Source organism: Streptomyces kurssanovii (assembly GCF_040677245.1).
GTDB classification, from domain to species: Bacteria; Actinomycetota; Actinomycetes; order Streptomycetales; family Streptomycetaceae; genus Streptomyces; species Streptomyces kurssanovii.
The window spans coordinates 14,358-30,595 of the sequence record NZ_JBFAQK010000018.1; the positions used below are offsets into that span (position 1 = coordinate 14,358).

The 16,238-nt window shown below is 72.4% G+C and carries 17 protein-coding genes; 10 read left to right on the plus strand and 7 right to left on the minus strand.

Translation table 11 applies throughout. The features are described 5' to 3' along the window. Positions 1 to 117 precede the first annotated feature (117 nt). The 3 genes from AB0K36_RS15405 (at position 118) to AB0K36_RS15415 (ending at position 4,400) form a co-directional block, all read left to right on the plus strand. Positions 118 to 1,308: a substrate-binding domain-containing protein gene (locus AB0K36_RS15405; protein WP_364593627.1), complete on the plus strand. Its 1,191-nt coding sequence runs from the start codon at positions 118 to 120 to the stop codon at positions 1,306 to 1,308. A 165-nt stretch (positions 1,309 to 1,473) separates the two neighbouring features. Beyond that, positions 1,474 to 2,514, plus strand: a complete 1,041-nt coding sequence (locus tag AB0K36_RS15410; protein WP_364593630.1) for a hydroxyacid dehydrogenase — start codon at positions 1,474 to 1,476, stop codon at positions 2,512 to 2,514. Continuing rightward, positions 2,511 to 4,400, plus strand: a complete 1,890-nt coding sequence (locus AB0K36_RS15415; RefSeq protein WP_364593633.1) for a DUF2264 domain-containing protein — start codon at positions 2,511 to 2,513, stop codon at positions 4,398 to 4,400. Before AB0K36_RS15410 ends, AB0K36_RS15415 begins: the two co-directional genes overlap by 4 nt. A gap of 57 nt (positions 4,401 to 4,457) precedes the next feature. On the opposite strand, the gene AB0K36_RS15420 is transcribed toward AB0K36_RS15415, so the two are convergent. The 3 genes from AB0K36_RS15420 to AB0K36_RS15430 form a co-directional block, all read right to left on the minus strand. Next, the gene (locus tag AB0K36_RS15420; protein WP_189472327.1) at positions 4,458 to 5,003 is read right to left on the minus strand and encodes a tellurite resistance TerB family protein; all 546 of its coding nucleotides are present in this window, start codon (positions 5,001 to 5,003) and stop codon (positions 4,458 to 4,460) included. Between the two features lie 128 nt (positions 5,004 to 5,131). Then, positions 5,132 to 5,488, minus strand: a complete 357-nt coding sequence (locus AB0K36_RS15425; protein ID WP_189472055.1) for a PRC-barrel domain containing protein — start codon at positions 5,486 to 5,488, stop codon at positions 5,132 to 5,134. A gap of 262 nt (positions 5,489 to 5,750) precedes the next feature. Beyond that, the gene (locus AB0K36_RS15430; protein WP_364593636.1) at positions 5,751 to 6,056 is read right to left on the minus strand and encodes a hypothetical protein; all 306 of its coding nucleotides are present in this window, start codon (positions 6,054 to 6,056) and stop codon (positions 5,751 to 5,753) included. Between the two features lie 188 nt (positions 6,057 to 6,244). On the opposite strand from AB0K36_RS15430, the gene AB0K36_RS15435 reads away from it, so the two are divergent. After that, complete coding sequence (locus tag AB0K36_RS15435) at positions 6,245 to 6,418, plus strand: CsbD family protein (protein WP_189472057.1); 174 nt, start codon at positions 6,245 to 6,247, stop codon at positions 6,416 to 6,418. A gap of 102 nt (positions 6,419 to 6,520) precedes the next feature. On the opposite strand, the gene AB0K36_RS15440 is transcribed toward AB0K36_RS15435, so the two are convergent. Then, positions 6,521 to 7,477, minus strand: a complete 957-nt coding sequence (locus AB0K36_RS15440) for an aldo/keto reductase (RefSeq protein WP_364593639.1) — start codon at positions 7,475 to 7,477, stop codon at positions 6,521 to 6,523. Positions 7,478 to 7,639: 162 nt separating this feature from the next. On the opposite strand from AB0K36_RS15440, the gene AB0K36_RS15445 reads away from it, so the two are divergent. Continuing rightward, entirely contained in the window at positions 7,640 to 7,867 is a 228-nt protein-coding gene (locus tag AB0K36_RS15445) for a DUF6296 family protein (RefSeq protein WP_189472059.1), read from the plus strand. A 186-nt stretch (positions 7,868 to 8,053) separates the two neighbouring features. Here the strand turns inward: AB0K36_RS15445 and AB0K36_RS15450 are convergent, their stop codons facing one another. Next, positions 8,054 to 8,413 (minus strand): hypothetical protein, encoded by a 360-nt coding sequence (locus AB0K36_RS15450; RefSeq protein WP_364593642.1) that lies wholly within the window; start codon positions 8,411 to 8,413, stop codon positions 8,054 to 8,056. A gap of 417 nt (positions 8,414 to 8,830) precedes the next feature. Between AB0K36_RS15450 and AB0K36_RS15455 the strand changes: the two genes are divergently transcribed. Beyond that, positions 8,831 to 9,352, plus strand: coding sequence for a metallophosphoesterase family protein (locus tag AB0K36_RS15455; protein WP_364593645.1), 522 nt, complete (start codon positions 8,831 to 8,833; stop codon positions 9,350 to 9,352). A 250-nt stretch (positions 9,353 to 9,602) separates the two neighbouring features. Here AB0K36_RS15455 and AB0K36_RS15460 read toward each other — a convergent pair whose 3' ends face one another. Together AB0K36_RS15460 and AB0K36_RS15465 are read right to left on the minus strand one after the other, a co-directional pair. After that, on the minus strand, positions 9,603 to 10,394 hold the full coding sequence (locus AB0K36_RS15460) for a cupin domain-containing protein (protein ID WP_435877867.1): 792 nt from the start codon (positions 10,392 to 10,394) through the stop codon (positions 9,603 to 9,605). Between the two features lie 110 nt (positions 10,395 to 10,504). Continuing rightward, complete coding sequence (locus tag AB0K36_RS15465) at positions 10,505 to 11,476, minus strand: acetylxylan esterase (RefSeq protein ID WP_364593648.1); 972 nt, start codon at positions 11,474 to 11,476, stop codon at positions 10,505 to 10,507. A gap of 410 nt (positions 11,477 to 11,886) precedes the next feature. On the opposite strand from AB0K36_RS15465, the gene AB0K36_RS15470 reads away from it, so the two are divergent. The 4 genes from AB0K36_RS15470 (at position 11,887) to AB0K36_RS15485 (ending at position 16,233) form a co-directional block, all read left to right on the plus strand. Further along, the gene (locus AB0K36_RS15470) at positions 11,887 to 13,368 is read left to right on the plus strand and encodes a cellulase family glycosylhydrolase (RefSeq protein ID WP_364593651.1); all 1,482 of its coding nucleotides are present in this window, start codon (positions 11,887 to 11,889) and stop codon (positions 13,366 to 13,368) included. A gap of 129 nt (positions 13,369 to 13,497) precedes the next feature. Continuing rightward, positions 13,498 to 14,799, plus strand: a complete 1,302-nt coding sequence (locus AB0K36_RS15475; RefSeq protein ID WP_364593654.1) for an alpha/beta fold hydrolase — start codon at positions 13,498 to 13,500, stop codon at positions 14,797 to 14,799. 32 nt (positions 14,800 to 14,831) lie between these two features. Continuing rightward, a complete protein-coding gene (locus AB0K36_RS15480; protein WP_189472073.1) occupies positions 14,832 to 15,578 on the plus strand; it encodes a PIG-L deacetylase family protein in 747 nt (248 codons plus the stop codon). A gap of 67 nt (positions 15,579 to 15,645) precedes the next feature. Further along, positions 15,646 to 16,233: a helix-turn-helix domain-containing protein gene (locus AB0K36_RS15485; protein WP_189472075.1), complete on the plus strand. Its 588-nt coding sequence runs from the start codon at positions 15,646 to 15,648 to the stop codon at positions 16,231 to 16,233. The last annotated feature ends 5 nt before the right edge of the window (positions 16,234 to 16,238 follow it).

Below are 16,238 nucleotides of genomic sequence, written 5' to 3' on the forward strand. Positions count from 1 at the left end.
ACTCCGCTCCCCGCAGCAGCGACGCCGCCGGGCGCGGTGCCCGTACGCCCGCGATCGGTATTCTCCTGCCGAACGGTCGAACGATCAGCGGTGATTCGTCAGGGGAGGCCACGGGGCATGCGGGAGCCGAGCGAGGTGCGGCGGCGGCGGATCCTCGCTGTGGTGCGGTCGAGAGGGTCGGTACGGGTCAGCGACCTCGCCGGCGAACTGGAGGTCTCGATCGTGACCGCCCGCCGGGACGTCGAGGAGCTCGCCAGGGCGGGCAAGCTGCGGCGCGGGCACGGCGTCGCCCGCTCGCTGGAGTCCGCGGCGCAGGCGCAGGCGCAGGGGCCGGCGTCCGCGACCTCGGACGCCGTGGACGGTGCGGCGGTGGCACTCGTCGTCCCTGAGCGGCACACGTATCTGTACGAGACCATGCACGGCGCCCGTACCGTCCTCGACGCCGCCGGGATACGGGTGGCCCTGCACATCACGCCCCAGGCCGCCGGGGCCGAACGGCCCCTGGTGGAGCGCGCGTTGGCCGACGGCGCGCGGGGACTGCTGATCGCCCCGCGCTGGCGCACGGTGGCCGAGGAGGAGGCGGGCCACTCCTGGCTCGCGGGCCTGGACGTGCCCACGGTGCTGATGGAGCGCAGGCCGCGCCGGGGGAGCGTGCTGCACGCCATGGACTCCGTCTGTTCCGATCACTGGTACGGGATGCATCTCGCGGTCGACCACCTCGTCTCGCTGGGGCACCGCAGGATCATGCTGGCCGCGCGGGACGACAGCCCGACGGCGCGGGCGCTGCGTTCCGCCTTCGCCCGGATCGCCGGGGACCGGGAGGAGGTCGAGGACTGGGCCGTCGTGCTGAGCGCCTCGGCCTCGGAGGCCGGCGACGCTTCCGGCCCGGCGGAACGGCAAGGGGCCGGCGACGCCTCCGGTCCGGCGGAACGGCAAGGGGCAGGCGATCGGGGCGGCCCCGTCTCCGGCGACGGGCTCGCCCGCCTGCTGCGGGAGCGCGACTTCACGGCTGCCGTGCTGCACGGCGACGTCGACGCCCTGATGCTGGTGCAGCAACTCGCCGACCACGCAGTGCGCGTGCCCCAGGACTGCTCGGTCGTGGCCTATGACGACGTCGTGGCGGCCTTCGGCAGTACCCCGCTCACCGCCGTCGCACCGCCGAAGGCCGCGGTGGGGCGGGTGGCCGCCGAACTGCTCGTGCAGCGGCTGACCCGGCCGGGAGCCCCGCCTCAACGGACCGAGCTGCTCCCCGAGTTGAAGATCCGCGGATCTGCCCAGGGTCCCCGGTCCGATCGTTCGACCGTATGAGCTTCCTCTGATCGTTCTCTTGACCTTGATCGAACAATCGCTCAGGATGCTGGTGTCCCGTGCTCCCGAGTCGCACCGCTGTCTTCCTCTGCAAGCGGTTTCTGTCCGGGCCCACGGTGGGACGGGCAGAGCCGCGGCCCGTCCGCCCACCCCGCGAGGAGAGAGATGCCCCGCTCCACCGGTGCCGCCCCCGGCCGCTCCGCCCGACCCCGTGCCGCGCTCGCCATGGCACCGGACGCGGCAGCCGCCGTGCTCGACCCCACCGCCCTGGCCGCCCTCGCCGACGTCTGCGATCTCGCCCCCGGACCCGTCCTCGACGACTTCTCCACCCGACGGGCGCGTGACGTCCTCCGCGACACGGAGGTCCTGATCACCGGCTGGGGCTGCCCGCCGCTGGACCGAGCGGCACTCGACGCCGCACCCCGGCTGCGCGCCGTCGTCCACACGGCCGGATCCGTACGCGGCCACATCACGGAGGCCTGCTGGGAACGCGGCATCGCGGTGTCCTGCGCGGCCGTGGCCAACGCCCTGCCGGTCGCCGAGTACACCGTCGCCATGATCCTCCTCAGCGGCAAGCGCGCGTTGGAGAGCGTGCGCACCCTGCGCGCGGAGCGCCGCCGCCCCGCGCTGCTCGGGACCCCGCGTGACATCGGCAACTACGGCCGGACGGTCGGCATCCTGTCCGCCTCGCTCATCGGGCGCCGGGTGATCGAGCTGCTGCGCGCGTACGACGTCGAGGTGCTGCTGCACGATCCGTACGTCGACGAGGACGACGCCGGCGCGCTCGGCGTCGAGGCCGTGGGCATCGGCGAACTGTTCGCCCGCAGCGACGTGGTCAGCGTCCACACCCCGCTGCTGCCCGACACCCGCGGTCTCGTCAGCGGGGAGCTGATCGGCGCCATGCGGCCGGACGCCGTCCTGATCAACACGGCCCGTGGAGCGATCGTCGACCAGGACGCCCTCACGGAGGCGGCCGTCAAGGGCCGCATCCGTGCCGTGCTGGATGTCACCGACCCCGAAGTCCTGCCGCCCGAACACCCGTTGTGGGACTGCGACAACGTCACGATCACACCGCACATCGCCGGTTCGCTGGGCAACGAGTGGGGGCGGCTCGCCGAGCTCGCCGTCGCGGAGGTCGCCCGCTGGGCCGGCGGCGAGGAATTCGCCCACCCCGTACTGCGTGAGAGGCTGGCCCGTCTCGCATGAGCCTGCGACTGCCCGGCGACGACCGGGCCCTGAGTCCGTACACCGGGTACACCCGTGAGCACTGGGAGGCGGCGGCCGACGGCCTGCTGACGGCCGCCCGGCGGTGGTCGACCCCGGAGGGTGCTCTGCTGGACCTGCCGGGACGCCCCTCCGCCTCGGGTGTCCGCTCCGACGGGCTCGAGGGATACGCCCGCACGTTCCTCGCCGCGGCCTTCCGGGTCGCGGGAGCGGGCGGCGACGACCCCCACGGATGGCTGGAGCGGTACGCCGAAGGCATCGCCGCCGGTACCCGCACCCCCGGCCGGGACGACACCGAGTCCTGGCCCGTGATCCTCGGCCACGACGTCGCGGGCCAGCCCATGGTCGAATCCGCGTCCGTCGCCCTCGGACTGCGGATGACCCGGCCCTGGCTGTGGGACCGGCTCGACGAGGACGTCCAGGACCGGGCCGAGGAATGGCTTCGCGGCGCCCTCCGCCATGTGCCCTCGCCCAACAACTGGTATCTCTTCCCGTACACCGTGGCCGGCTTCCTGGAGTCGGTGGGCCGCGGCGACGACGAGACCACGCGCGCCCGCGAGCGCGCTCTCGAACTGCTGGAGAGCTGGTACCGCGGCGAGGGATGGTACGCCGACGGCGACGGCCGGGCGTTCGACCACTACAACGGCTGGGCGCTGCACCTGTATCCGGTGCTCGACTCCCATCTCGCCGGCGCCGCGGCAGAGCCGTACGCCCAGCGGCTGCACGAACACCTGGAGAGCTACGGGCTGCTCTTCGGCTCGGACGGGGCGCCCGTCCACTTCGGGCGCTCGCTCACCTACCGCTTCGCCGCCGCCTCCGCGGTGGGCCTCGGAGCCGTCACCGGCCGCACGCCGCTGGCGCCGGGTGCCTCCCGCAGGCTGATCAGCGGGGCGCTGCGCTACTTCCTCGACCGCGGCGCCGTAGGCCGCGACGGGCTGCTCGCCCTCGGCTGGCACGGGCGGCACGAGGAGACGCTGCAGAACTACTCCGGCCCGGCGTCCCCGTACTGGGGTTCGAAGGCGTTCGTCTGTCTGCTCGCCCCGGCCGGGCACCCGCTGTGGACCGCCACGGAAGAGGCGGCGCCGAGCGAGGGACCTGACCGGGTGCTGGCGCTGCCGGCACCGGGGCTGCTGGTGCAGAGCACCCGCGCCGACGGAATCGTCCGGCTGCACAACCACGGCAGCGACCATGTGCGTCCCCAGGAGGGCGAGTCGGCCGCCGACGACGATCCGCACTACGGTCGTCAGGCGTACTCCACCCGCACCGGCCCGACGTCCACCGCCAACACCGCCGACAACCACCTCGGGCTCGTCGTCGGCGGTGTGCGCAGCGTCCGCCGCCGCATCCACCCGCTGGGCGCGGGCGGGGGCGACGGCTGGGGCTGGGCCGCGTCCTGGCACCGGCCGGTGTTCCCCGCGGGGCCGCCCATGGTGCCCGGCCTGCGGGTGGAGAGCGTCACCGTCGCCCGCGGCCGGTTCGAGCTGCGCGTGCACCGCGTGACCGGCGCTCCGCCCGGCGCCCGCGTCGAACAGACGGGCTGGGCGACAGGCCCCGACGAGGCGCTGCGCTCCGCGCTGCATCCGCTGCACGGCTGGCTCGAGAGCGACGAGGTACGCGCGCCGCAGGGGACCGCGTACACGCCGTGGGCCGTGATGCCGCGGCTCACCGCCCCGGCACGGGGCACCGGTGTTCATGCGGCGCTGGCCGTGCTCTCCGGCGAGCCGGACACCGTTCCCGTGGCCGATGCCGTCGACGCTGTGACCGTGGACGACGACGGCATCGAGGTGCGGTGGGCCGAGGACGGCTCCCGGACACTGATCACCTTCGATCCCGTCTCCGTGACCTGCCGAGCCGATCCCCAGGCATGACCGGCCACCGGGGCGGCCGGGGCCACGGACCCGCCCCGGCCGGCGGAGGAGTACCGCTCAGATGCCGAACTCCGTGGGGGAGAGCCCCAGTACGGAACAGGCCTCACGGATGATCTCCAGCTCGGACGGCTCGACGTAACCGTCCGCGCCGGCGATGACGATGCCCGTCTGGATCACGGCCCTGGCCTCGGTCGGCTTCTTGGCCGCCTTGGCGACCTCCTGCATCACCTGGGCCTTGCCCAGCAGGAAGTTGGCGGAGAGCTGGTCGGCGTGCTTGTTGAATCGCTGGCGCAGCTGGTCCGCCGGGAAGTTCTGGAGGACGTCGTTGCCCAGGATCAGCGACTCGACGTGCTGCCGCTCCGCCTGATCCACATGCCCGTCGGCGGCGGCGACCAGGGCACACATCGCCATGCTGGCGTCCCTGAAGGCCCCGCTCTTCAACTCCGTCTTCAGCGAGGTGAGCTGAGTCTTCAGCGTGTTCACCAGCTGGGCGCGGGAGCCGCCCGAGGACCGTGAGCCCGTGCCGTGCCCGCCGGGGCTCCGGGTGCCCTGGCCCTGCTGCAGATTCTTGGCCTGGTCCTTGATCCGGTCCCACATTGCCACTGGTGCCACCTCGGCTTCTGTCGAGCGTCGTTCGTCACGCTGCCGCGTGTCGCGGCCGCGTCACCCTGCCAACGCTCGGGCACGCCCACACGTTCCGGCCCCGGCGATCCCGTCCGGGGGCGGGCCGGTCACACCTCGGGCGGTTCCGAGAGGTCGAGTCCGGCGTAGTAGCGGCCCACACCGTCGAGATAGCCGGCGTCCGTCGTCTCGCTGTCCCTGCTGAACGGCGGTGCGTTCTTGATCTGCTCCTTGGTGGGGACGACGGTGACGGTCCGCTGCTCCGCGTTGATCCGCCGGACGAACCCCGCGGGCACGAGAACGCTCCGCCCGAACACCCATGCCCCGGTGTCGACGACCAGATGCTGTCTGCCGGGGGCGTCGGACTGCCGGTCGACGTGCCCGAGGACCCCGTCCGGCGTCTCCACGGTGAAACCGGTCAGGTCCCGCCCAGGTCGGTGGCCGATGCCGGGCGAGTAGATCCACATGTCCTGCAACGTGAATCCTCCTGATCGTCGATCGCGGTCGAATGACTGTCCCTGCTGAGCACCGGGCGTCCTGAGCACCGGGCGTCCGCACAAGGATGCCCGGTCCGCAAGATTGTGCCCCTCCGCGGCGGCAGAGATGCCGTCGTGTTGTCCCGGCACACCGGTCGCGGGCGCCAGGTGCGCCTTTTTCGACTCTTTCGGATCCTTCGCGCGGCTTCCGGCGCCGAAGGAGACGTGCCTCGACGACCGCCCTCGACTGCCCTCACTGCCCGGTCGTCCTCCCCTCCTGTGGTGCCCATGCCGGAACCACGGCGCCCCCGCCGTTACGCACGGCCTGGACCACCGCGTCGTGCAGGGCCCGGCTCGCTTCCTCGGAAGGGCACGGTGTGGGACTGCCGGCCATCGTGAACCAGTCCGTCGCACCCGTGAACTGCAGGGCGACCTGTGCGGTGTCATCGGCCCATGTGGTGTGGACGGTGAGGTTCCCGGTCATCACTCCGGTCTCCTCGGTGAGGGCACCGCCGCGTCCCGTGTATACATCGCGAGTTGTCCATGACGCCCAGCTCATTACTCCAGACTCACACCACGGCGGCGGATTCGCGAGCGCCCTTCTTTTCCGCCGCCAAGTGTTGCCCGAAAGACATCCCGGTAATCGCTTTCCGTATTTCCCGGGCGCGGAACCGAAATGTTTGGGACGGGCCTGATCGGAGAGCAGACAGGCAGCCATGACGTCGGAACAGCTGGGATGTGAATTCCGTGGCTGAGAAGAAGAAGACCCGCGCCAAGATGGAACAGGCCAAGGGCAAGGCCAAGGAAGCCGCGGGCCGTGCCGTGGGCAACGAGAGGCTCACAGCCGAAGGGCGGGCGGAGCAGGCCAAGGGCGACGCCCGCCAGGCCAAGGAGAAGACGAAGGACGTCTTCCGCCACTGATCGACGGATGCCTGTGGGGCTCCGATCCCACCGGCGGGCCGGCCCGGGCCGGATCCAGGCGCTTTGCTCCGGATCGGGCCCGGCGGGACCCTGAGAGGCCCGCTAGGGCAGCGCGGCGCCGCGCGCGGTGACCCAGAGTCCGTACCACTCCTCGTGGGTGAGCTCCGGTTCCCGTCGCGCGGCGTCGGCGCACGCGCGGATGCGTTCGGGCCGCGCACTGCCGATGACGGGCGCGATCCGCGAGGGATGCCGCTGGAGCCACCACAGCAGGACCGTCTCCGGCGAGGTGCCCTTGGCCTCCGCGAGTGACGTGACGAGACGTGCCGTCGCCTGTTCCGCCGGGGTCTCCTGGCGGCCGGTGAAGCGTCCCTGCGCCAAGGCGCCCCACGCCTGCAGGCGAATTCCGTTCGAGCGGCAGTGCTCCACCGTCCCGAGCGGGAATCCGGTCGACGCCGCCTCAGGGGTGTTCACGAGAACGCCCCCTTCGAGCCAGTCCCGGCGGTGGAGGCTCATCTCGAGCTGGTTCGCGGCCAGCGGCAGACCGAGGAAGCTCTGGAGGAGCGAGATCTGCGGGCCGCTCATGTTCGAGACACCGAAGCGGCGCACGAGCCCCTGCCGGTGCAGCGACGCCAGCGCCTGTGCGATGTCCTCCGGGTCGGCCAGCGGGTCCGGCCGGTGCAGCAGCAGTACGTCGATGACGTCGGTGCGCAGGCGCCCGAGACTCTCCTCGACGCGCCGGACGATGCTCTCGCCCCGCAGGTCGTACATGCCGGGCCGTTCACCGTCCGCGAGACGGATGCCGCACTTCGTCTGCAGGACGATACGTTCGCGCAGCCCCGGAGCACGCGAAAGTACCTCGCCGAACACCGCCTCGGCCTTGCCGTGCCGGTAGATGTCGGCATGGTCGAACACCGTGATCCCGCTGTCGAGTGCCGCCTCGACCGCCGCCTCGGCGTACGCGATGTCCGCCGCGCCGTACGGCGTCGTGTCCCAGGTCCCGCCCAGTCCCATGCATCCGTAGAGCAGCCGCTCCGCGCCCGTGTCCGCGTTCTTCGTCACGGGCTCACCCTTCCACGGCCCGGTGCGGGTGCCCAAACGGGTATCCGCGGCGGCCGCTGCCCGGACAGGCGCGGGCCGCCTGCCGGAGTGACGATGGAAGGAGGGTGCCACGCGGCCGGCACGTGTTTCCCGGTCGCGCGGTGCAGGGACCGGGAGGCGGTCATGGAATATCCGGAGAGCTACGAGCTCATCTTCCAGGCGGCTGCCGTGGACGACGTGGTCGTAGTGCGGCGCACCGACAAGACAGGACCGGGCGGCAACCCGATCTACGAGGACGAGACAGGCATCGTGCGGGCCGAGGTCAGCGGCCAGAGCGAGGTGCGGATGCTCGCCAGCGGCGGTCATCAGGCCCATGAGCTGCCGGTGATCGCGCGCACCGCGCAGGTGTGACGTGCCGTGAGGGCCGGAAGGCGTGAGAGGCCGGAGGGTGTGAGACGCCGGACGGACCACAGGGTGCGAGGTGCCGGCGGGCACCGCCGGCGCAGGTGAGGCGGCGCGGGAGCGCGCACGTCAACGGGACGACGGCGTCACCGGGCGACGCTCAGGGCGAGCACCGCGTGCGGGGCGGTGGCCGCGTCACACCCGGCGATCGCTGTAACCGCAGATCCAGGCGAGGGCGGAGTGCACGCCGCGCACGTAGTCCCGCGTGGCGGGATCGCCGGCGGCCTCGTCCTCACGTACCACCGCGGCGTCGATCTCCGCGGTCAGCAGCTCCATGTCCGGCACGCCGTGGGCGCCTGCTCCGGTGACGGGCGAACGGGCGTCCCGGCCCAGGGCCCACCGGTATCCCGCCGACACCCCGTCCCGGTAGCCGGGCGGGGCCTCCCGCGACGAGAGAAGGCCGGGCAGCTCTCGTTCCGCCGCTTCGGCCTCTTCGTACGCCCTTACTCCCACAGGCTTCCCTTCGTCCCGCTGCGGTTGCGCAGGAGCGGTCACTGGTTTCACCTTTCCTTCCGGCCGGGGCCGTCGTGGCGGGCCGCCGGCGACACCCTCGTCAAGGGGCTGTCGCCGGCAGCTTGTCCATGTCGGGTACCCGCGTCGGACGCCGAGTCACGGGCGGGTTCCGGTTTACCTTCAGGGCTCACCCGCGCCGGGATCGCCGGAACCGTCGCGTCCGGCCGTCGGGCGGCAGCCGGAGGGGGACAGAAGGCGGCCCCGCCTCCGGGGGGGGTGGGGGCGGGGCCGCGACGCCTCGCCGGCGGCCAGGGGGGGGTGGGCCGGGCGAGCGCTCGAGCTTCTCGTGCCCCGTTCGCGGAGGGGTATGCACACGACTTTCCGGAAATCCTGAATCCGCCGGACGGGCCGGTAGGAACCGGGGCTGCGATCGGCCCCGGCGCGGCGCATGGTGGGGGGATGCGGCTGCTGCTGACCTCCGACACACATGTGCCGAAACGCGCCCGGCGACTGCCCGGGGAACTTCTGGAGTCCGTCCGCCGGGCAGATGTCGTGATCCACGCCGGTGACTGGGTCGACGTGGCGACCCTCGACCTGTTCGAGTCGTGCTCCGCGCGCCTTGTCGCGGTGTACGGGAACAATGACGGGCCCGAACTGAGGGCCCGTCTGCCGGAGGTGGCGCTGGCGGAGCTCGGTGGGTTGCGTATCGGCGTCGTCCACGAGACGGGTTCCGCGCAGGGACGCGAACGGCGGTGCGCCGAGCGTTTTCCCGATCTCGATGTGCTGGTGTTCGGGCACAGCCACATCCCGTGGGACACGACCGCCCCCGCCGGGCTGCGGCTGCTCAATCCGGGCTCGCCGACCGACCGCCGACGCCAGCCGCACTGCACGTACATGACCGCCCGGGTGTCGGGCGGCAGGCTGTCGGAGGTCGAGCTGCACCGCCTGCCCCGCCCGGGAGCGGCGGGAAGCACCACATGACGGTGCGGTCGCTGCGGTCCTTGGACTCGGTCCGGCGTGAGGTCCGTGGGGCGAGTGGGGCCGGGATGGTCGTGCGGGCGGCGAGGACAGGGCGGCCGCGAGCCGGTGAGCCCGTGCGGTCCTGGGGCTGCGACGCCGCTGATCGCGGTGCGGTCCGTCACGGCCGTACGGTCCCTGAGACCGGGACAGTCCTGAGCCCGGCGCGGCCGTCCCGCGAGACGCGAGGTGGCCATCGTCGGGACGACTCCCGTCAGCCGATGTCGTACACGTCGAGGCGCCCGCACATGCCGAAACGTCCGTGCGCGGAGGGCAGTTCGGCCCGGAGCCGAGCCTGTGCCAGATGGTCCGCGCCGCCCTTCTCCAGCTCGTCGAGCTGAGCGGCCGTCGCCGACGCCGCGGCGGCCGCACCGTCGCGCCAACGCTCGCGCCAGGCGCCGACGAGCGGCCGAACCAGGGCCGCGGCGGCCCGGTGGAACGCGGCCAGCGGCTCGGGATCACCCGCCTCCGTCGCGCTGCGCAGCTCGGCGAATCCTTCGACGGCGAGGTCGCGACGGCGGCGGGCCGCCCGCTCCAGCTCCTCCTCCGTCCCGCCCTCCGGCAGGGCCACGGCTGCGCGGTAGGCGGCGGGGTCGGCGAGCAGACGCGGCGGAAGGGTGAGCACCGCGTCACCCGCCTCCGGGAGACCGCAGTTCTGCATGAGCACCACGACGGTCAGACCGCCCTCGTTGACCAGCCGGTGGATCGTGCCCGGTGTGAACCAGACCAGTGCGCCCGGCGCGAGGGCGGTCTGCTGGAAGCCGGAGGCGGTCAGGGTCTGCACCGCGCCGCGGCCGCCGGTCACGGCGTACCCCTCCGAGCAGGTCAGATGGATGTGCGGGGTGCCGCCGCGCAGGCCGTCCGCGGCCGGCCAGTCGTAGACCCGCAGTCGCGAGACACCGATGCCGCCGGGCAGCCCGCCGTAGCCGGCGGCCGGACCGGCGGGAGGGACAGCGGCCGCCGACGCGGCGGCAGCCGTGTCCGCAGGGTCAGCCGTGCTCACCATTCGTCTCCTTCGGTCGGGCGGCGGTCCGCCGAGCCGGGACAGTAAGCGCTTTCTCGGGAAACGTAGGCTCTCCTGCGGACACGGTCAAGGCCGCGTCCGTGCCCCGGGTGTCAGGTCGTCAGCCGCTGCGGAAGCCAGCGCAGCCGGGCGGCCTCCTGGAACGGACCGCCGCCCTCGTGGTCGTTGAAGTCGTAGACCTCGATCTGCTTGTCCTCGTGGGCGTACGCGTTGAAGGCGGCGAAGACCGTCGACGGCGGGCAGGTCTGGTCCTCCATCGCCACGGAGAAGAGGGCCGGCGCGCGGCCGCGTGCCGCGAAGTGCACGCCGTCGAAGTAGGCCAGCGTCCGCGCCGCCTGCTCGCTCCGGCCGCGATGGGTCTTCAGGTAGTGGCCCACCTCCCGGTACGGCTCGCGGTCCGTGAGTGTCGTCGCCCGCGGGAAGTCGCACAGGAACGGGACGTCGGGCGCGACGGCCGCGAGGTCGGGCACGAGACCGGCGGCGGCCAGGGTGATCCCGCCGCCCTGGCTGGCGCCGACGGCCGCGGTGCGGGAGGCGTCGGTCAGCGGGTGCGAACGTGCCGCCTCGATCGCGCGGACCGCGTCGGTGAACACCCGGCGGTAGTAGTACTCGTGCGGGTCCTCGATGCCCCGTGTCAGGAAGCCGGGGTAGGACGGCGCACTGCCCACCGGGTCCGGAGTGCTGCCGGCCGACCAGCCGCTGCCCTGGCCGCGGGTGTCCATCACGAAGTGCGCGAACCCGGCCGACGCCCACAGCAGGTGCGTGTGCGGCAGCCCGCGGCCACCGCCGTAACCGAGGAACTCGACGACCAGGGGCAGTGGCTCGTCTGCGCCGGCGGGGAGCACCAGCCAGCCCTTCACGGGGTGGCCGCCGAAGCCGGCGAAGGTCACGTCGTGCACGTCCACCGTGCTCAGGCCGGTCGGTACGCGCTCGAAGCGGGCGTCGAGGTCGTGGCTGCGGGCCTCCTCGAGCGTCTTCGTCCAGAACGTGTCGAAGTCCTCCGGCTCCGAGGAGGCGCTGCGGTACGCGCGGAGCTCTGGCAGAGGCAGGTCGAACAGGGCCATGGGGCCGCCTTTCCTACGAGATGTGTCAGCAGATCAACACGGACCGCCACCACGGGGCAAGGGCCGCCCGACAGGTGGAACGGCGGGGGCGGGATGCGTCGACCGCCCTCCCGTGGCGACGCATGCCGTCGGACCCGCGGCCGGGTCGCCGGCGCGCCCGCCCTCCGTTCGGCCTCGCTGACCTGCCCGAACCGGCTCGCGCCCGCACGCTGGAAGCGGCGGACGGCCGCGTGCGCGGTCCGGCCCGTCTCTGTCGGGCGAGCGGCGGGTGGAGGTCCTTGTTTTGTCATGCCCCTTGTCGCGGGTGCGGGGCCCCTGCTAAACCCTCTGGTTAGGAAAGTTTCCTTCCAATCATTTCCCGGCCGATTCTTCGGCCTGTCCGGCTATCCGCCCAGCCAACGGAGTCCCCCATGAGACCGGCACGGTTCTGGCTACGCCCCCTGGGCAGCATCGGCGCCCTCGGCGCCGCTCTGCTCCTCACCCTCACCACCGCACCCGCCGCCCCGGCGGCCCCCGCACCCGACCGGCCCGCCCCCGCCCCGGCAGCGGTTGCCGCTGTCACCCACGAGGCCGAGAACGCGACCGTCTCGCGTGGTCTGGTCGAGTCCAACCACGCCGGCTTCACCGGCAGCGGATTCGTCAACTACGACAACACCGCCGGCAGTTATGTCCAGTGGACGGTCGACGTGGCCGAGGCGGGACGGGTCGGCCTCAAGCTGCGCTTCGCCAACGGCACCACGTCCGGCAGGCCGATGGACATCACCGTCAACGGCGCGCTCGCCGCCAACGACCGTGCCTTCCCGGGCACCGGTGCCTGGACCTCCTGGTCCACGACCACCGTCACCGCGGACCTGAAGGCGGGGACGAACACCATCAGGGCGACCGCCGTCGGATCCGACGGCGGCCCGAACGTGGACCACCTCGCCGTCGAGACCACCCCCACCACCGGCGGTACCCCGGCCGGTGTCAACGGACAGCTCAAGGTCTGCGGCACCAAGCTCTGCAACCAGTACGGCAACCCGATCCAGCTGCGTGGGATGAGCACCCACGGCCTCCAGTGGTACAGCCAGTGCGTCACCAACGGCTCGCTCGACGCCCTGGCCACGGACTGGAAGGCTGACGTCCTGCGGATCTCGATGTACGTCCAGGAGGGCGGCTACGAGACGGACCCGCGCGGCTTCACCGACAAGGTCCACTCGATCATCGAGCAGGCCACCGCGCGCGGTATGTACGCGATCGTCGACTGGCACATGCTCAGCCCCGGCGACCCGCACCACAACCTCTCGCGGGCGAAGACCTTCTTCACCGAGATCGCCCAGCGCCACAAGGACAAGACCAACGTGCTGTACGAGATCGCCAACGAGCCCAGCGGCGTGAGCTGGTCGAGGATCAAGAGTTACGCGGAGGAGCTCATCCCGGTCATCCGGCGCTACGACGCCGGCACCCCGGTCCTCGTCGGCACCCGTGCCTGGTCCTCCCTCGGAGTCTCCGAGGGTTCGAACGAGAGCGAGGTCGTGAACAGCCCGGTCAACGCCTCCAACATCATGTACACGTTCCACTTCTACGCGGCCTCGCACAAGGACGAGTACCTGAGCGCCCTGTCCCGGGCGGCCGACCGCGTCCCCATGTTCGTCACCGAGTTCGGCACCCAGGACTACGCCGGTGAGGGCGCCAACGACTTCACCATGTCGCAGCGCTACATCGACCTGATGGCGAGCAAGAAGATCAGCTGGGTGAACTGGAACTACTCCGACGACAACAGGTCGGGCGCCGTGTTCAACAGCGGCACCTGTGCAGACAACGGCCCCTGGACCGGCACCGGTTCGCTGAAGCCCGCCGGCGTCTGGGTCCGTGACCGGATCAGGTCGGCGGACAACTTCCCGACCGGCTGACCCGATCCGGCCGACCGACCCACCCACCGGCTGACCCGATCCGGCCGACCCGCCCCCCCCCCCGGCGCCCCCGCCCGTCCGCTGTGATCCACTGGACGGGCGGGGGCACCCAAGGGAACAGGAGCAGGAGTGGCCAGCTACCGGCAGCCGGGAATCGTCCTCACCGACCACCATTTCACCGTCCCGCTCGACCACGGTGACCCGGCCGGCGAGCAGCTCGAGCTCTACGCCCGCGAGGTCGTCTCCGCCACCGATCACCCGGACACCGGCAAGCCGTGGCTGGTGTACCTGGAAGGCGGCCCCGGCAACGCGGTCCGCCGGTTCATCGGCAAGCAGGCATGGCTGGGGCGGGCGGTACAGGACTTCCGCGTACTCCTGCTCGACCAGCGCGGCACCGGCCGCTCCACGCCGCAGAACCGCCAGACGCTCGCGCAGCGCGGCGGACCGCGGGCGCAGGCCGACCACCTCGCCCACTTCCGGGCCGACAGCATCGTCCGCGACTGCGAGACGGTCCGGCGGCGTCTCACCGGCGGGGCGCCCTGGACGGTGCTGGGCCAGTCCTTCGGCGGCTTCTGCGCGACGCACTACCTGTCCGCCGCGCCGGAGGGACTGGACACCGTCCTGATCACCGGCGGCCTGCCGTCCCTCGACGCGCACGCCGACGACGTCTACCGGGCCGCCTACCCGCGCATCCGGCGCAAGGTCGAGGCGCACTACGCCCGTTACCCGCAGGACGTGGAGCGCGCCCGGCGGATCGCCGCCCATCTCGCGGAGCGCCCGGCGCGGCTGCCCGGCGGCCACACCCTCACGCCGGAGGCGTTCCAGTCGCTGGGCATCGTGCTGGGCGGCGGGGACGGCAGCCACCAGCTGCACTACCTGCTGGAGAACGCCTTCGTGCGCACGGCGTCGGGCCACGAACTGTCCGACGCGTTCCAGGAGGGCGTACGCCCGGTCCTCTCCTTCGCCGCGAACCCGTTGTACGCGGTGCTGCACGAGGCCATCTACGCCCAGGGCGGGCGGCCGACGGACTGGGCCGCGGAGAGGGTGCGCGCCGAGTTCCCCGAGTTCGACGCGGCGGCGGCACTCGAGGGCGACCGGCCGCTGATGTTCACCGGCGAGACCGTCCACCCCTGGCACTTCGAGGTGGACCCCGCCTTGCGGCCGCTGCGCGAGACCGCGGAGCTGCTCGCCGCCCGTACCGACTGGGCGCCGCTGTACGACCCGGCCCGGCTCGCCGCGAACGAGGTGCCGGTGGCGGCGGCCGTCTACCACGACGACATGTACGTCGACACCGCCCACTCGCTGCGCACCGCCCGTGCCGTGCGCGGGCTGCGCACCTGGGTCACCGACGAGTACGAGCACGACGGAGTGCGGGCGAGCGGACCGCGGGTGGTGGACCGGCTGCTGGCACTCGCCCGCCAGGAGCTCTGACACATGATCAGCGGGTCCGTATCCTGCGGGACATGACCGATCAGAAGACCGAACAGCTCGAAGAGATGCCGGCCGACTGGCAGCGCGCGCTCGCGGTCGTCGCCCACCCCGACGACCTCGAGTACGGCTGTGCGGCCGCCATCGCCGGATGGACCGACCAGGGTCGCGAGGTCGCCTACCTCCTGGCCACCAGGGGAGAGGCCGGCATCGACGGCATCGCCCCCGCGGAGTGTGCGCCGCTGCGCGAGCGGGAGCAGCGGGCGAGCGCGGCCGTCGTCGGCGTCTCCGTCGTCGAGTTCCTGGATCACAAGGACGGTGTCGTCGAGTACGGGACCGGCCTGCGCAGGGACATCGCGGCGGCCATCCGCCGGCACCGGCCCGAGCTGGTCATCACCCTCAACCACCGTGACACCTGGGGCGGCACCGCCTGGAACACGCCCGACCACCGGGCCGTCGGCCGGGCGACACTCGACGCGGCGGCGGACGCCGGCAACCGCTGGATCTTCCCCGAGCTCATCTCCGAGCAGGGCCTCGAGCCCTGGGACGGCGTGCGCTGGGTCGCGGTGGCGGGCTCCACCAGCCCCACCCACGCCGTCGACGCGGGCCCCGGCCTCGAGAGGTCCGTCGCGTCGCTGCTGGAGCACCGCATGTACATCGAGGGCCTGACGGAGCAGGACCCGCAGGAGTACTGCCGTACGTTCCTCACCCGCATGGCCGAGATGGCGGCTCCGCGCTTCGGTGGGCGCCCGGCCGTCACGTTCGAGCTGTTCGGGCGCTGACACCGCCGCCTGCCGTCGCGCGCTTTGTGTGTTTGACAAATGGCGTTGCTGTTCCTGCAATGGGTGCATGAGTGACGACGACACGCGCCTGGACGACGTACTGAACGAGGTGGGCCCCCGGCTCCGGCGGATCCGGCGGGAGCGGGGGGCCACCCTCGGCTCGCTGTCGGAGGCGACCGGCATCTCCGTGAGCACGCTGTCCCGGCTGGAGTCCGGCGGGCGCCGGCCGAGCCTCGAACTGCTGCTGCCGATCGCCCGTGCCCACCAGGTCCCGCTCGACGAACTCGTCGGCGCGCCGCCCGTCGGCGACCCGCGGGTGCGCGCCAAGCCCATCGTCCGCGGCGGCCGGACGATGTACCCGCTCACCGCGCGACCGGGCGGTCTCCAGGCGTACAAGGTGATCCACAAGGTCTTCGGTGAGGAGCCCGAGCCCCGCACCCATGAGGGCTACGAGTGGATGTACGTCCTGTCGGGACGCCTGCGGCTGGTGCTCGGCGACCACGATGTGGTGCTGGGTCCGGGGGAGGCGGCGGAGTTCGACACCCGGGTGCCGCACTGGTTCGGCTGCGCCGACGACCGGCCGGTCGAATTCCTGAGCCTCTTCGGGCCGCAGGGGGAGCGGATGCATGTGCGGGCCAGGCCCAAGGAGGCGTGAGGGGG

Coding starts and splice junctions, on each gene's coding strand:
- AB0K36_RS15405 (WP_364593627.1), top strand. CDS start 118: ATGCGGGAGCCGAGCGAGGTGCGGCGGCGGCGGATCCTCGCTGTGGTG.
- AB0K36_RS15445 (WP_189472059.1), top strand. CDS start 7,640: ATGGAATATCCGGAGAGCTACGAGCTCATCTTCCAGGCGGCTGCCGTG.
- AB0K36_RS15410 (WP_364593630.1), top strand. CDS start 1,474: ATGCCCCGCTCCACCGGTGCCGCCCCCGGCCGCTCCGCCCGACCCCGT.
- AB0K36_RS15425 (WP_189472055.1), bottom strand. CDS start 5,488: ATGTGGATCTACTCGCCCGGCATCGGCCACCGACCTGGGCGGGACCTG.
- AB0K36_RS15455 (WP_364593645.1), top strand. CDS start 8,831: ATGCGGCTGCTGCTGACCTCCGACACACATGTGCCGAAACGCGCCCGG.
- AB0K36_RS15480 (WP_189472073.1), top strand. CDS start 14,832: ATGACCGATCAGAAGACCGAACAGCTCGAAGAGATGCCGGCCGACTGG.
- AB0K36_RS15415 (WP_364593633.1), top strand. CDS start 2,511: ATGAGCCTGCGACTGCCCGGCGACGACCGGGCCCTGAGTCCGTACACC.
- AB0K36_RS15430 (WP_364593636.1), bottom strand. CDS start 6,056: ATGAGCTGGGCGTCATGGACAACTCGCGATGTATACACGGGACGCGGC.
- AB0K36_RS15470 (WP_364593651.1), top strand. CDS start 11,887: ATGAGACCGGCACGGTTCTGGCTACGCCCCCTGGGCAGCATCGGCGCC.
- AB0K36_RS15465 (WP_364593648.1), bottom strand. CDS start 11,476: ATGGCCCTGTTCGACCTGCCTCTGCCAGAGCTCCGCGCGTACCGCAGC.
- AB0K36_RS15485 (WP_189472075.1), top strand. CDS start 15,646: ATGAGTGACGACGACACGCGCCTGGACGACGTACTGAACGAGGTGGGC.
- AB0K36_RS15460 (WP_435877867.1), bottom strand. CDS start 10,394: ATGGTGAGCACGGCTGACCCTGCGGACACGGCTGCCGCCGCGTCGGCG.